Source organism: Luteimonas sp. MC1750, assembly GCF_016615955.1.
Taxonomy (GTDB): domain Bacteria; phylum Pseudomonadota; class Gammaproteobacteria; order Xanthomonadales; family Xanthomonadaceae; genus Luteimonas.
The window spans coordinates 1,761,922-1,774,778 of the sequence record NZ_CP067113.1 but is presented as its reverse complement, the minus strand read 5'-3'; the positions used below and the strand labels follow the sequence as shown (position 1 = coordinate 1,774,778).

At 71.1% G+C, this 12,857-nt stretch carries 16 protein-coding genes and 1 tRNA gene; 6 read left to right on the top strand and 11 right to left on the bottom strand.

Annotated features, from left to right (window positions below):
* The first annotated feature begins 16 nt into the window (after positions 1–16).
* The 6 genes from JGR68_RS08240 to JGR68_RS08215 all read left to right on the top strand — a co-directional run bounded on the left by JGR68_RS08240 (position 17) and on the right by JGR68_RS08215 (position 4,228).
* Complete coding sequence (locus tag JGR68_RS08240) at positions 17–649, top strand: CDP-alcohol phosphatidyltransferase family protein (protein ID WP_199361915.1); 633 nt, start codon at positions 17–19, stop codon at positions 647–649.
* Positions 650–710: 61 nt separating this feature from the next.
* Positions 711–2,003: a class III poly(R)-hydroxyalkanoic acid synthase subunit PhaE gene (gene phaE, locus JGR68_RS08235; RefSeq protein WP_199361916.1), complete on the top strand. Its 1,293-nt coding sequence runs from the start codon at positions 711–713 to the stop codon at positions 2,001–2,003.
* Between the two features lies 1 nt (position 2,004).
* Entirely contained in the window at positions 2,005–3,069 is a 1,065-nt protein-coding gene (gene phaC, locus JGR68_RS08230) for a class III poly(R)-hydroxyalkanoic acid synthase subunit PhaC (protein WP_199361917.1), read from the top strand.
* The gene (locus JGR68_RS08225; protein WP_199361918.1) at positions 3,066–3,266 is read left to right on the top strand and encodes a PspC domain-containing protein; all 201 of its coding nucleotides are present in this window, start codon (positions 3,066–3,068) and stop codon (positions 3,264–3,266) included. The genes phaC and JGR68_RS08225 overlap by 4 nt, the downstream gene beginning before the upstream one ends.
* A gap of 44 nt (positions 3,267–3,310) precedes the next feature.
* Complete coding sequence (locus JGR68_RS08220) at positions 3,311–3,739, top strand: hypothetical protein (protein ID WP_199362249.1); 429 nt, start codon at positions 3,311–3,313, stop codon at positions 3,737–3,739.
* An 87-nt stretch (positions 3,740–3,826) separates the two neighbouring features.
* The gene (locus tag JGR68_RS08215; protein WP_199361919.1) at positions 3,827–4,228 is read left to right on the top strand and encodes a hypothetical protein; all 402 of its coding nucleotides are present in this window, start codon (positions 3,827–3,829) and stop codon (positions 4,226–4,228) included.
* Positions 4,229–4,232: 4 nt separating this feature from the next.
* On the opposite strand, the gene JGR68_RS08210 is transcribed toward JGR68_RS08215, so the two are convergent.
* From JGR68_RS08210 to ccmC, 11 genes are all read right to left on the bottom strand, one after another.
* Entirely contained in the window at positions 4,233–5,030 is a 798-nt protein-coding gene (locus JGR68_RS08210) for an NRDE family protein (RefSeq protein ID WP_199361920.1), read from the bottom strand.
* Between the two features lie 201 nt (positions 5,031–5,231).
* Positions 5,232–5,318: transfer RNA gene (locus tag JGR68_RS08205), tRNA-Leu, on the bottom strand.
* A gap of 30 nt (positions 5,319–5,348) precedes the next feature.
* A complete protein-coding gene (locus tag JGR68_RS08200) occupies positions 5,349–5,960 on the bottom strand; it encodes a cysteine dioxygenase family protein (RefSeq protein ID WP_199361921.1) in 612 nt (203 codons plus the stop codon).
* Positions 5,961–6,039: 79 nt separating this feature from the next.
* Positions 6,040–7,155: a homoserine O-acetyltransferase gene (locus JGR68_RS08195; RefSeq protein WP_199361922.1), complete on the bottom strand. Its 1,116-nt coding sequence runs from the start codon at positions 7,153–7,155 to the stop codon at positions 6,040–6,042.
* A gap of 57 nt (positions 7,156–7,212) precedes the next feature.
* On the bottom strand, positions 7,213–8,310 hold the full coding sequence (locus JGR68_RS08190) for a tetratricopeptide repeat protein (RefSeq protein WP_199361923.1): 1,098 nt from the start codon (positions 8,308–8,310) through the stop codon (positions 7,213–7,215).
* A complete protein-coding gene (locus JGR68_RS08185) occupies positions 8,310–8,801 on the bottom strand; it encodes a cytochrome c-type biogenesis protein (RefSeq protein ID WP_199361924.1) in 492 nt (163 codons plus the stop codon). The genes JGR68_RS08190 and JGR68_RS08185 overlap by 1 nt, the downstream gene beginning before the upstream one ends.
* Positions 8,798–9,415, bottom strand: a complete 618-nt coding sequence (locus JGR68_RS08180; protein WP_199361925.1) for a DsbE family thiol:disulfide interchange protein — start codon at positions 9,413–9,415, stop codon at positions 8,798–8,800. Before JGR68_RS08180 ends, JGR68_RS08185 begins: the two co-directional genes overlap by 4 nt.
* Entirely contained in the window at positions 9,412–11,340 is a 1,929-nt protein-coding gene (locus JGR68_RS08175) for a heme lyase CcmF/NrfE family subunit (RefSeq protein ID WP_199361926.1), read from the bottom strand. The genes JGR68_RS08180 and JGR68_RS08175 overlap by 4 nt, the downstream gene beginning before the upstream one ends.
* The gene (ccmE, locus tag JGR68_RS08170; RefSeq protein ID WP_199361927.1) at positions 11,340–11,828 is read right to left on the bottom strand and encodes a cytochrome c maturation protein CcmE; all 489 of its coding nucleotides are present in this window, start codon (positions 11,826–11,828) and stop codon (positions 11,340–11,342) included. Before ccmE ends, JGR68_RS08175 begins: the two co-directional genes overlap by 1 nt.
* The gene (gene ccmD, locus JGR68_RS08165; RefSeq protein ID WP_199361928.1) at positions 11,825–12,001 is read right to left on the bottom strand and encodes a heme exporter protein CcmD; all 177 of its coding nucleotides are present in this window, start codon (positions 11,999–12,001) and stop codon (positions 11,825–11,827) included. Before ccmD ends, ccmE begins: the two co-directional genes overlap by 4 nt.
* Positions 11,998–12,753, bottom strand: coding sequence for a heme ABC transporter permease CcmC (gene ccmC, locus JGR68_RS08160; RefSeq protein ID WP_199361929.1), 756 nt, complete (start codon positions 12,751–12,753; stop codon positions 11,998–12,000). The genes ccmD and ccmC overlap by 4 nt, the downstream gene beginning before the upstream one ends.
* Between the last annotated feature and the right edge of the window lie 104 nt (positions 12,754–12,857).

Here is a 12,857-nt window from a genome sequence, read left to right as displayed (position 1 = left end):
GCACATTGGAGCGTCGATGACCCGCCAGCGCCACTTCTCCATGCTCCGCGACTTCCACCTGGCGGACTGGTTCACGCTTGCCAATGCGTTCTGCGGCACCGGCGCGATCTTCGCCGCGATGCGCTACCTGCAGGAGGGCGCTGGAAGCAGCGGCGTCCGTGACCTGCTGCTCGGCATGGCGCTGATCCCGCTGGCCTTTGTCTTCGATGCCTTCGACGGGCGCATCGCGCGTTGGCGCAAGGTGGCCTCGACGCTCGGGCGCGAACTGGACTCGCTGGCCGACGTCATCTCCTTCGGCGTCGCACCCGCCGCGCTGGGCTACGCCTGCGGCCTGCAGGGCGGCTGGGACTGGGTGGTCCTGAGCTGGTTCGTCGGCTGCGGCGTGAGCCGCCTGGCGCGCTACAACGTGACCGCCGAGACGCTGGCCGACGGCGGCGACAAGGTGAAGTATTTCGAAGGCACGCCGATCCCGACCAGCGTCGCGATCGTCGGACTGCTGGCCGTGGCCGCGTGGCAGGGTGCGATCGGCGACAACCTGTGGCTCGGGCAGTGGCAGGTCGGGCCGTGGCAGCTGCATCCGCTGGTGCTGGTGTACGCGCTGTCCGGCTCGCTGATGATCAGCAAGACCCTGCGCATTCCCAAGCCCTGAGCCGGCGCTGGCGCCGCCTTGTGCGGTTGCTATGATCGGGCCACGCGGATGGAGACGGGCAATGCTGGGCAATCCTCAGGGTGATTTCGAGTCGCTGGCGCGACGCTACTGGGCCGCATGGGGCGACGTGCTGCGCGGCGCGGCGCCGGCCGCGGCGACCATTCCCGGGATGGGCGGACCGCAGCTGCCCCCCGGCGTCGAGGCCTGGCAGGAATCGCTGGACCTGTGGACGCGCTTGGCGCACGGGGGCCGCACCGAGGCCAACGACGCGGTCGGGCATTTCAACACCCAGGCCCGCCAGTGGTACGCCCGCATGCAGGAAGTCGCGGCGCGTTTCGCCGGGCAGGAAACCAACGCGGTGGACGTCGCGCGCGCCTGGAAGGAAGCCCTGGGCGCCGCCGGCGAAAATCCCTTCCCCGAGATGCTGCGCAGCCTGCGCGGGCACGGCCTGCAGGGCCTGGAGCAGTGGGTGGAGGATTCTTCGCCCTGGCTGCAGTCGGTGCGCGACGAGGGCACGTCCTGGCTGCGGATGCCGGCCTTCGGCGCCGGCCGCGAGCAGCAGGAGCGGATCCAGCAGCTCGCCGGCCACATGGTCGATTACCAGCAGGCGTCCAGCGCCTATGCCGCACTGATGGCGAAGGCGCAGCAGGAGGCCTTCCTGATCTTCGAAAACCGGCTGATCGACCACGAAGAGCCGGGCCGGCAGCTGCAGTCCGGGCGCGCGCTGTTCGATCTCTGGATCGACGCCGCCGAGGAAGCCTATGCCGACATCGCGCTGTCGCCGGAATTCCGCGACGTCTACGGCCAGCTGGTGAACGCGCAGATGCGCGTGCGCGGCGGCGTGCAGCGCATGGTCGAGGACGCCACCGCGCAGCTGGGCATGCCCACGCGCAGCGAGCTCGACGGCGCGCATCGCAAGCTGGCGCAGCTCGAGCGCGAAGTGCGCCGGCTGCGCGATGCGCTGGGGCGCACGCCGCAGCCAGGCGCCGCGGAGCCGGTTGGGGCCGGCACGACGGCGGCCCCGGCGCGTCGTCGTGGAGCGGCCGCGCCGGCTCCCGCGAAGCGGGGCGGCAGCGCGTCCAGGAAAGCGGCGAAGACGGCGGCCCGTGCCGGTACCTCCGGCGCCGCCGCGAGACGCGCGGCTGCGGCGCCCGCCGCCGCGCCGAAGAAGGCGGCCAGGCGCGCGTCGTCGGCGCGCAGCGGATTCGGCGGCGCGATCTCCGGCTCGGTGCCGCGCGCACCCGAGCCGATCGCGAAGAAGGGCCCGGCGAAGGCAGCCAAGTCGGTCGGGAAGGGCTCCTCCAGGGGCCCCGCTGCGAAGGCGGCAAAGCCGGTGAAGAAGGGGAGGCGCTGACATGTACGGTCCGCTCAACATCACGCCCGCGAGCCTGGCCGAGGAGGCGCTCCGCCTGCAGCAGAAGCTCACCGCCGGACTGCAGGTGCTGCGCGAGGTCGACGACGTCGACTTCGGCGCCACGCGGCGCGAGGAGGTCTGGCGCGATGGCAAGGTGGTGCTCTACCGCTTCATCGGCGAGCGCGAACCCACGGTGCGCGTGCCGCTGTTGATCGCCTACGCCCTGGTCAACCGCCCCTACATGGTCGACCTGCAGGACAACAAGTCGCTGGTGCGCCAGTTGCTCGCGCGCGGGCAGGACGTCTACATCATCGACTGGGGCTACCCCGACCGCTCGGACCGCTTCCTCGACCTCGAGGACTACATCGAGCGCTTCATCGGCGGCGCGGTCGACCACCTGCGCGGCGAGTACGACGTCGACGCGATCAACCTGCTCGGCATCTGCCAGGGCGGTGCGTTCTCGCTGAGCTACGCCGCGCTCAACCCGGAGAAGGTGCGCAACCTCATCACCATGGTCACGCCGGTGGATTTCCACACTCCGGACAACATGCTGTCGAACTGGACCCGCGGGATGGACGTCGACCTGTTCGTCGACACCCTCGGCAACGTCCCGGCCGACCTGATGAACATGTGCTACCTGACGCTGAAGCCGTGGCGCCTGTTCGTGCAGAAGTACGTCGGCATGGCCGACATCCTCGACGACAAGGCGGCGATGGAAGACTTCCTGCGCATGGAGAAGTGGATCTTCGATTCACCGGACCAGGCCGGCGAAGCCTTCCGCCAGTTCATCACCATGTATTACCAGGGCAACGGCTTCGTCGAAGGCGGCATCGAGATCGGCGGCCGCGAGGTGCACCTGGGCATGGTCGAGATGCCGGTGCTCAACATCTTCGCCGAGCAGGACCACCTGGTGCCGCCGTCGGCGTCCAGGCCGCTGCGCGGGCTGGTAGGCACCGACGATTACTCCGAGCTGTCGTTCCGCGGCGGCCACATCGGCATCTACGTTTCGGGCCGGGCGCAGAAGGAAGTGCCGGACGCGATCCACGGTTGGCTGTCGCAGCGATGAGCAGCGTGCGCCCACGGCTGGCACGTCCGCTGGACGACCGCGTGCTCGCGGGCGTGGTCGGCGGGATCGCGCGGCGCTTCGGCTGGAGTTCGACCCTTCTGCGCGTCGTCTACGTGGTCGCCTCGGTGCTGTCGGCGGCCTTCCCCGGCATCCTGGTCTACCTGGTCCTGTGGCTGCTGATGCCCGAGGACGGTTGAGCGCGCACAGGCGCGCGGCACGCCTGACCGTCGGGATCCTGGGCATGGCGTGGGCGCTGCCCAACACCGTGGCCGGACTGGCCGTCGGCCTGGCCGCGCTCCCGTTCGGTGCCCGGATGCGGCTGCGCGCCGGGGATCTCGCGCTGGCCTTCGACGGCGTGCCCTGGGGTCCGGGAGGCGCGCTCACGCTGGGCAACGTGATCCTGCACACCGGCGACAGCCTGGACGGCGACTGCCTGACCTATGCACACAGGGCAGGCCTGTGCGAGCAGCGCACCGTGCGCCTGGCCGACCACGAACGCGCGCACGTGTACCAGTACATGGCGCTGGGGCCGTTTTTCCTGCCCTTGTATTTCCTGTGCGGCGGCATCGGCGTGCGCAACCGCTTCGAGCGGGCCGCCGACCGCTATGCGCTGACGGGGCGCGGCTGGTGGCCCTGGCCAGGTCCGCCGATGGACGGTCGGGTGGATTGACGGTGCGATGGCGATGTCTCCTCGGGTTGACCCGAGGCTGCGACCGGGCCGCGAAGCGCTACTCTGGCGCTTCCCGAGGGGCACGCCATGAACCGAGTCATCCCGCGCGACAGCCGCGACCCGTGGTCGCTTTTCCTGCCCGTGCTGCTGGCGGTCGCGGCGGGCATCCTGGTGGCCGACATCGTGCGGCACCTGGCAGGCGCCGCCTTCGCCGATGACGATGTGCCCGCGGCCGCGATCGCGACCGTGCCGCAGGATCCGGCCGACGGCACGGCGGATGGCGACGCCGCGGCCGATGACGCGGCCAGGGTGACGGTAGGGACGAGCAGCGGGGGCGACGTCGTGCTGCTGCCAGGCCCGGTTGCCGCGATGCGCGACGGCGCGGAGCGGGCCTGCATCAACGACACCATCGCGCTGCGCCGGCCCAACGGCTGGGAGCAGGGCCTGGAGCACAGCGCGCCGCTGCGCTGCCGCGCCAGCTCGCCCTGACGCGTCAGCTGCCCGGCAGCGGAATACGGGCGATGCTCCCGCCGATGGCGCCGCCCCGTGGCCCGAACCGCCGTTCGGCGAACACGATCTGTCGGCGACCCACCAGCACCACGCTGCTGCAGCGCGTCCCGTATTCCACGCCGCTGGAGACGAAGGGCGGTGAAAGCGCGCGTTCCAGCTCCAGTCCGATGCCGGTATCCGGCAGGTCGGCGTCGGGCGCCACCTGCGTGTCGGCCAGGGCTGCGAACAGCGGCTCCAGCACGTCGGCCGTGCAAGGCGGATCCGCGATATCGGCGACGCAGCCCAACCACGTCTCCAGCGCGCGCGTCGCCGCCATGCTCTTGGGCCAGGGCGCGTCGAAGGCGCCGTTGGACATGGCGTGGATGCCCGGCGCCACGTTGCCATGCTGCATGCCCGGATGGTTGCTGGCATGGACCAGCATGGATCCGTCCCAAAGCAGCGCGTTGAAGGCACCGTAGCCGGTTTCCGCGGCCGGTCCGGCGGCGAAGTCGCTGGCGGAGAGATCGCCGCGGACGAAGTCGCGGACCAGCCATCCGCGCGACCGCGGCTGCGCCCAGGCGCCAAGGCCGTCGCGGACGTTGGTGACCGCGGCCAGCCGGCCACGCGCAGAGACCTGCAGCCAGCCGCCGCCCTGGACGAGGTCGCGTCCACCATAGACCGTGGGGTCGTCCGGATCGAGGCCGGCGTCTGCGGTGGGGCGGGCGTGGAATTCGTCGCGATTGGCGGCGATGACCAGCGGCCAGTGGCGATGCTGGCGCCAGGCGAGGGCGATCAGGCACATGGGGCCATGTTAGCCGCGCGGGGTGCCGATGAGGCGAGAGGTATCCGGCCCAGCACCGTGGTCAGTGACCACGGCCATGCATCCCTGTAGGCGGCGCTCCGTCCGTTGGTGCGCTGTGCTGCCGGTGCGGACATGATGCGCGGACACGCGCCAGGCCCGTATCGGCGCTGGCCCCGTTCGAGGGTCAGAAAAATCCTACCGTGGTGCCGGAAGTGGGACTCGAACCCACACGCTTTTAAGGGCGGCGGATTTTGAGTCCGCTGCGTCTACCGATTCCGCCATTCCGGCGCGGGCGCAAAGTATAGCGGCAGCGGAAGCTCATGCAGCCTGGTCGGTGCGCAAGGCGGTGTCGACGCGCAGATACCACTCGCCCGAGGCCTGCTCGAATCGCGAGCACTGCTCCAGCGGTCCCTCGTAGACATGCAGCGAAACGGCGATGGCCCTCGGATCGGCGTTGCGGATGGTGTGGTACTCGTGCGGCGGGATCAGGCTGCCGGCGCTGCCGGGGCCTGCCTGCAGGCCGCCGGCGGAGCGGAAACGGAAGCGGTCGCCGTCGCGCTCGACCAGCTCGAACTGGGTGATCTCGAGTTCGCCTTCCCAGACGCCCTCGACGCACCAGCAGCCGGCATGGTCATGGATCGGCGTGCCCTGTCCGGGACCCCAGGTCATCGCCACCACGCTGTAGCCGTGCGTCGGGCTGCGATAGAGCTCGCGGCGCGCGTAGTGGTCCTCGATCGGGCTGTGCACGCAGTCGGGCAGGCGCACGCCCGGGTCGCGGATCAGCTCGCACATGACGACGCGCAGCGCCGCGGTCACCGCGTGGCAGTCACCGGCCGCCAGGGCCTGGTCGATGCCGGCGACCAGGCGCTCGCGACCGTGGAACGGGACGTCGGGCAGGGCGCCGCCGGCGCCTTCGCTGGACTTGCTCATGGCGAAGAGTGTACGACGGGCCGCCACATCGCCCGCGCCGCGGCGCAGCATGCCGCGGCCCGAACGGACGGCTTCCGGCTCACAGCGCGGCCAGGAAGTCGCCGACCGCGGGAGAGAAACGCGCGAAATCGACCAGGAAGGCATCGTGCCCCTGGGGCGACTCCAGCGGCAGGAACGTCGAGGCCGCGCCGCCTGCGCGCAGGCCATCGGCGATCTCCTCCTGCTGCTGCAGCGGGAACAGGATGTCGGTCTGCACGCCGATCGCCAGCGCGCGCTCGACCTGGATCTTCGCCAGGCCCTGGGCGGTGGTGCCGCCGCAGGATTCGCCGATGTCGAACCAGTCCATGCAGCGGCTCAGGTAGAGGTAGCAGTTCGGGTCGAAGTTGCGCACGAAGCGCCGCGCGTGCGCCTCGAGGTAGCTCTCGACCTCGAACTCGAGCCCGAACGGGTCTTCGTCGTCGCGGCGGTCGGAGTCCAGGCGCACGCGGCCGAAACGTCCGTCCCACTCGAGCGCCGAACGATAGGTGATGACGCCGAGCTTGCGCGCCATGCGCATCCCGCTCTCGGGATAGCGCGCCTCGTCGTACTCGCCGTTGTTCCAGTGCGGGTCCAGGCGAATGGCTTCGCGCTGAAGCGATCGGATCGCGATCGAGAACGGCAGCGCGCGCGCCGCGCCGGACACGTTGACGTGGCTGCGCGAGATGCCGGGATGCCGCGCCAGCAGCGCCAGCGCCGCCATGCCACCCATCGAGTTGCCGACGACGCAGGCCAGCCGACCGATGCCCAGCGCGCGCACCACGTGGGCGGCCGTGTCGGCCACGTCCTCGATGGCGACGTCGGGAAAGGCGAGCCGCCAGGGCTGCCCGGTGGCCGGGTCGACCGACGCCGGGCCGCTGGATCCCTTGCAGCTGCCCAGCGAGTTCACGCAGACCACGTGCCAGCGGTCGGTGTCGATCGCCTTGCCGGGCCCGACCATGGGCTCCCACCAGCCGGGGGAGGGGTCGTGGGCGCTCGCCGCGGCGTGTGCGTCCGGCGATAGTCCGGTGAGGATCAGGATGGAGTTGTCGCCGGCGGCATTGCGCCGGCCCCAGGTCTCGTACGCGATGCGGCCCTGCGGCAGGACGCCGCCGCGCTTCATGGCGAAGCCGGCGGGCAGCTCGATCCAGCGCGTGCCGGGCGGGATGAATTCGGTCATGGGCGCCAGTTTACCGCCGCGGCCGAAGTGTCGAGGCGCCGATCCGCGTGCGCGGACTCACTCCGCGCCGATCACCAGCTCGACCGTGCCCGCGTTGGGCAGGATGACCCGCACCGGAGCGGCTTCCACGTCATCGGCACGGCGTTCGACCGTGCCGCGCGCGGAGATCCGCGCCGAGACGACCGCCGCGTCCAGCTGGGAGAGCAGCTGGGTCGGCATCGGGCTGTCGCCGTCGTCGAGCACGATGTCCAGCGGCAGGGCCGACACCGGGTGGCGCTCGGCGGCGACCGGCATCGGCGGCCCGTCGGGGTGGCGCGCCATGACGAAGACCGTGGCCTCCGGGCCAACCCGCTCGGCCACGCCTGGCGCAAGGCTCAGGCGGATCCGCAGGCCGCCGGCGGCGGTGCCCGCAGCCGTGGAGCCGCGGGCCGCGGTCGCGTCGGACGATGGCGTGGCCATGCCCGCAGCGGGAGCCGTGGCTTGGTCCAGCGGCGGCAGGCCGGCGGCCTCGCGGGCCTGCGCGATCTGTGGCCGCAGGCTGGAAGCGGTGGCTTCGTCGACCTGTGGCAGCAGCCCTTCCCAAGTGGCCGCCGCCTCGGCATCCAGGCCGCGCTGGCGCTGGGCGACGCCCAGGAACCAGCGTGCGCGCTGGTTGCCCGGCTGTAGCGACAGCGCGCGTTGCAGCAGCGCCACCGCGTCGTCGCTGAAGCGGTTCTGCGGATGCGCCTGCGCGCTGGACTGCGCGACCTCGACCATCAGCGCCGGTTCGTCCGGCACCAGCCGCAGCGCCCGGCTGTAGGCGTCGTGCGCGGCCGCATGGTCACCCTGGACCGACATCGAGCGTGCAAGCAGCACCCAGCCTTCGGGCTGCTCCGGATTGCGTTCGAGTTCCGTGCGCAGCTCCGCGATGGCCTGGGCGAACTCCGCCGGATCGACCTGGGTGGCGGCATCGAGTCCATCGGCGACCGGTCTTCTGGCGGCGGGGTCGAGCGCGGCGGGCGTGCCGAGGGTCTGGTACAGGCCCAGCGACAGCACCGGGACCGCCGCCATCACCACCAGCCAGGTGCGCGGCGAGGCACGTCGCAGCGGGGCGGCGACCATGGCGGTGGCCAGCACCGCGACGAGCAGCACGACGAGGAGGAAGACCGCGGTCATCACCACTCCTGTCCGTCGTCGACGGGATCGGTCGCGACGCGGTTGGCCGAGGCACGCCGGCGCACGACGACCACCAGCACCACGGCGCCGGCCAGCAGCACGAGCGCGGGACCGAGCCACAGCAGCAGGGTGCCGCCGCCAAACGGCGGGCGGTAAAGCACGAATTCGCCGTAGCGCTCGACGAGGAAGGTCTTGATCTCGGCATCGCTGCGGCCTTCGCGCATGAGGTTGAACACCTCGCGGCGCAGGTCGTGGGCGATCGGCGCGTCGGAATCGGCCAGTGACTGGTTCTGGCACATCACGCAGCGCAATTCGAGGGTGAGCTGGTGGAAGCGCTGTTCCTCGGCGCGGTCGCGGAATTCCAGTGGCTGGACGTTGCGCACCGCCTGCGCGGCGGCGGACTGCGGTGCGAGCAGGCCGGCCGCGGCCAGCAGTGCGAGCGCGCCGGCGAGCAGGACGGTCTTCGCGGCATGGGCCACGCGCGCGCTCATCCGCCGGACTCCAGCCCGGCGACCATCGGCGCGAGCACATCGTCGACGATCGCGTCGGTCAGCGGGCCGACGTGCTTCCAGCGCACGATGCCCTCGGCGTCGACGAGGAAGGTCTCGGGCGCGCCGTAGATCCCCCACTCGATGGCCGTCTCGCCTTCGTAGTCGGTGATCACCACCCAGTAGGGATTGCCGAACTGCTCCAGCCAGCGCAGCGCGTCGGCGGGCTCGTCCTTCCAGTTGTAGCCGACCACGCGGATCTTCTTGGTTTCCGCGTAGCGCGCCAGGACCGGATGCTCCTCCTGGCAGCCCGGGCACCAGCTGCCCCACACGTTGAGGATGTAGGGCTGGCCGCGCAGGTCCCCGCTGCCGACGCGGTAGCTGGCGTCATGCAGGACCGGCAGCGAGAACTGCGGCGCCGCCTTGCCGATCAGCGGCGAGGGCAGGGACTCGCGGTCGGGGCGGTCGGAGCGGCTCACGCCCCAGGCCAGCAGCACCAGCAGGGCCACGAAGCCCCCGACCAGCAGGACGGCCAGCAGGCGGCGTCCGCCGGTGGGCGGCACTCCGGGCACAGGCGCGCCCGGCAAGGGGGCTCCAGGCGGCAGGGGCGTGTTCATCGCGCATCCTCCTTCTTCAGCGGCAGGCGGAAGCGGCGGTCGAAGGCCACCACCACGGCGCCCAGCGCCATCAGCAGCGCGCCGGCCCAGATCCAGCGCACGAAGGGCTTCACGTGCAGGCGCACCGCCCACGCGTCATTGCCCAGCGGCTCGCCCAGGGCCACGAAGATGTCGGCGCGCAGGCCGGCGTGGATGCCGGCGTCGGTCATCACCTGGCCGCCGCTGGCATAGGCGCGCTTTTCCGGATGCAGCAGCACCAGCGGCCGGTCATCGCGGAACACCTGCACGTGGCCGCGGTCGGCCATGTAGTTGGGACCCTGCACGCGGTCGACGCCGTCGAAGCGGAAGTCGTAGCGGCCGATGGTCTGGGTCTGGCCCGGCAGCATCGGCACCTCGCGCAGCACGTTCTGCGCCTCGACCAGCATCGCGCCGACCACGAACACCGCGATGCCGAGGTGGCCCAGCACCATGCCCAGCATCTCGGGGGTGAAGCTGCGGCCCTTCGCGCGGATGCGGGTCCAGACGAAGCGCAGCGTGCCCAGCGCCACCCAGGCCGCGGCGAACACGCCGAACCCGGTCTTCACCGCGCCCTGCGGCGCCTGGAACCACGCCGCCACGCCCAGCCCCAGCGCGAGCGCCAGCCACGGCGCCAGCATCGCCATCGGCCTCGACGCCTGCTCCTGCTGCCAGCGGGTCAGCGGCCCGAACGGCACCAGCATCACCAGCGGCGCCATCAGCACCAGGAACAGGGTGCCGAAGTAGGGCGGACCAACCGAGACCTTGCCCAGGTCGAGCGCGTCGGCCAGCAGCGGGTACAGGGTGCCGAACAGCACCATCGCACAGGCCGAGGCCAGCAGCAGGTTGTTGACCAGCAGCAGGGTCTCGCGCGAGGACACCGAGAACGGCTTGCCCTGCGCCAGCCGCGGCGCCCGCATCACGTACACCAGCAGCGCGCCACCGATGACCGCGCCGAGGAAGACCAGGATGAAGAGGCCGCGCGACGGGTCGGCGGCGAAGGAGTGCACGCTGGTCAGCACGCCCGAGCGCACCAGGAACGCGCCGAGGAGCGACAGCGAGAACGCCGCGATCGCCAGCAGCATGGTCCAGCTGCCGAAGCTTCCGCGCTTCTCGGTCACCGCCTGCGAATGGATCAGCGCCGCGCCGACCAGCCACGGCATGAAGCTGGCGTTCTCCACCGGATCCCAGAACCACCAGCCGCCCCAGCCGAGTTCGTAATAGGCCCACCAGCTGCCCATGGCGATGCCGACGGTCAGGAACGCCCAGGCGATGTTGGTCCAGGGCCGCGACCAGCGCAGCCAGCGCGCGTCGACCACGCCTTCCAGGAGTGCGGCGAGCGAGAAGGCGAACGGCACCACGAAGCCGATGTAGCCGATGTACAGCAGCGGCGGATGGATGATCATCCCCGGATCCTGCAGCAGCGGGTTCAGGTCATGGCCTTCGACCGCCGCGGGCAGCAGGCGGTCGAACGGATTCGACGTGAACACCATGAACGACAGGAAGCCCACCGCCACCAGTCCGATGATGCCCAGTGCGCGCGCGCGGAAGCTCCACGGAATGCGCCGCGACATCAGCGCGACCGCGGCGTTCCACACCGCCAGCATCAGCGCCCACAGCAGCAGCGAGCCCTCGTGCGAGCCCCAGACCGCGGTGTAGCGGTAGACGAGCGGCAGCAGGCTGTTGGAATTGTCGGCGACGTACCTGACCGAGAAGTCGCCGGTAATGAAGGCCATCGTCAGCAGCACGTACGCGGCCAGCACCAGCACCAGCTGCGCCAGCGCGGCCGGACGGGTCACCGCGGCCAGTTCCTCGCGGCCGCGCGCGGCCCCGGCCAGGCCGGCGATGCCCTGCAGGACCGCGAGCACCAGCGCCAGGGCGAGCGCGGCCTGGCCGATCTCCGGCAGCACTAGCGCGCGCCTTCGTCGGCCGCGGCAGGCATGTCGACGTTGTGCTTCTCGTGCGCCAGGCCCATCTTGTCGGCCACTTCCTTGGGCACGTAGGTCTCGTCGTGCTTGGCCAGCACTTCCTCGGCGACGAAGGTCCCGTCGGCGCGCATGCGCCCGGTGGCGACCACCGACTGGCTCTCGCGGAACAGGTCGGGAAGGATCCCCGAGTACACCACCGGCATCAGCGCGTCGCCGTCGCTGACCTGGAAGCGCGCCTCCATCGAGCCGGGCGTGCGTTCGAAGGAGCCCTTGGCGACCATGCCGCCAAGCCGGAACCGGGTCGCGCCCGAAGCCACGTCGGCACCGGCGCGGCCATCGAGGATCTCCGCCGGCGTGAACAGGTAGGCGACGTTGCGCTGCAGCGCCGCGCCGACCAGCACCGCCACCAGGGCAGCCGCGGCGACGACGGCGAGCACGAACCAGAGGCGCCTGCGGCGGGTGGGATTCATCGACCAAGCTCCGTGGGACGTGTGTTGCCGGCAGGGCGTGCGGCGCGGCGCGCGGCCAGCCTGCGCGCTGCGCGCAGCTGGCGGGCGATGGCGAGGCGCGGGGCGATATAGTCCCAGGCCAGCATCAGGGCGAACACCGCGTAGGCGGCGATGACGTATTCGCGATAGCTCATGGCGTGCTCCCGGCCCCGGCAAGGCGCCGCACCCAGTCCTTGCCCGCCTCGCGCTGCAGGTTGTCGGCGCGCGCACGCGCCAGCAGCGAACCGGCGAACCAGAACTTGGTGCCGATGACCACCCAGACCAGCGGCGGCAGCATGCTCGGGTCCATCGAGGATTCGCCGAACACGCGGATGGTCTGGCCCTGGTGCAGCGAGTTCCACCAGACCACCGAGTAGCGGATGACCGGCAGCATCACCACGCCGACCAGCGCCAGCAGGCCGGCGGCGCGCGCGGCGGTGCGGCGGTCGTCGATGGCGTGGTACAGGCCGATCACGCCCAGGTACAGGAACAGCAGTACCAGCTGGCTGGTCAGGCGCGGGTCCCAGTCCCACCAGGTGCCCCACATCGGCTTGCCCCAGATCGACCCGGTCGCCAGGGTCACCGCGGTGAAGGCGGCGCCGATCGGCGCGCAGGCCATGGCCAGGATCTCGCACAGCTTGATCCGCCAGATGAGCGCGATCGCGGAATACAGCGCCATCAGGCCGAACACGAGCAGGCTCATCCACGCGGCCGGGACGTGGATGTAGAGGATGCGGAAGCTGTCGCCCTGCTGGTAGTCGGCGGGCACCTGGAACAGCGCGCCGTACATGCCCCAGGCCATGACGAGGGCGCCCAGGACATAGCCCCACGGCGCCCAGCGGGCGGCGAAGCGGTCGAAGTAGGGGGGCGACCCCAGCTGGTGGAACCAGCGGAGTACCGGGTTCATGTCGGACATCTGGTTTTCGCTGGCGGCAGGCGTGCAGGCCCGGAAAGGGCCGGCCCAGGACCTGGGCGGGCGTCCGGACCAGCACTGCATTCTTTCAGGTTTGG

Excerpts from the sequence above, each read along its gene's own strand:
- JGR68_RS08240 (WP_199361915.1), top strand. The coding sequence starts at position 17 with ATGACCCGCCAGCGCCACTTCTCCATGCTCCGCGACTTCCACCTGGCG.
- phaE (WP_199361916.1), top strand. The coding sequence starts at position 711 with ATGCTGGGCAATCCTCAGGGTGATTTCGAGTCGCTGGCGCGACGCTAC.
- phaC (WP_199361917.1), top strand. The coding sequence starts at position 2,005 with ATGTACGGTCCGCTCAACATCACGCCCGCGAGCCTGGCCGAGGAGGCG.
- JGR68_RS08225 (WP_199361918.1), top strand. The coding sequence starts at position 3,066 with ATGAGCAGCGTGCGCCCACGGCTGGCACGTCCGCTGGACGACCGCGTG.
- JGR68_RS08220 (WP_199362249.1), top strand. The coding sequence starts at position 3,311 with ATGGCGTGGGCGCTGCCCAACACCGTGGCCGGACTGGCCGTCGGCCTG.
- JGR68_RS08215 (WP_199361919.1), top strand. The coding sequence starts at position 3,827 with ATGAACCGAGTCATCCCGCGCGACAGCCGCGACCCGTGGTCGCTTTTC.
- JGR68_RS08210 (WP_199361920.1), bottom strand. The coding sequence starts at position 5,030 with ATGTGCCTGATCGCCCTCGCCTGGCGCCAGCATCGCCACTGGCCGCTG.
- JGR68_RS08200 (WP_199361921.1), bottom strand. The coding sequence starts at position 5,960 with ATGAGCAAGTCCAGCGAAGGCGCCGGCGGCGCCCTGCCCGACGTCCCG.
- JGR68_RS08195 (WP_199361922.1), bottom strand. The coding sequence starts at position 7,155 with ATGACCGAATTCATCCCGCCCGGCACGCGCTGGATCGAGCTGCCCGCC.
- JGR68_RS08190 (WP_199361923.1), bottom strand. The coding sequence starts at position 8,310 with ATGACCGCGGTCTTCCTCCTCGTCGTGCTGCTCGTCGCGGTGCTGGCC.
- JGR68_RS08185 (WP_199361924.1), bottom strand. The coding sequence starts at position 8,801 with ATGAGCGCGCGCGTGGCCCATGCCGCGAAGACCGTCCTGCTCGCCGGC.
- JGR68_RS08180 (WP_199361925.1), bottom strand. The coding sequence starts at position 9,415 with ATGAACACGCCCCTGCCGCCTGGAGCCCCCTTGCCGGGCGCGCCTGTG.
- ccmE (WP_199361927.1), bottom strand. The coding sequence starts at position 11,828 with ATGAATCCCACCCGCCGCAGGCGCCTCTGGTTCGTGCTCGCCGTCGTC.
- ccmD (WP_199361928.1), bottom strand. The coding sequence starts at position 12,001 with ATGAGCTATCGCGAATACGTCATCGCCGCCTACGCGGTGTTCGCCCTG.
- ccmC (WP_199361929.1), bottom strand. The coding sequence starts at position 12,753 with ATGAACCCGGTACTCCGCTGGTTCCACCAGCTGGGGTCGCCCCCCTAC.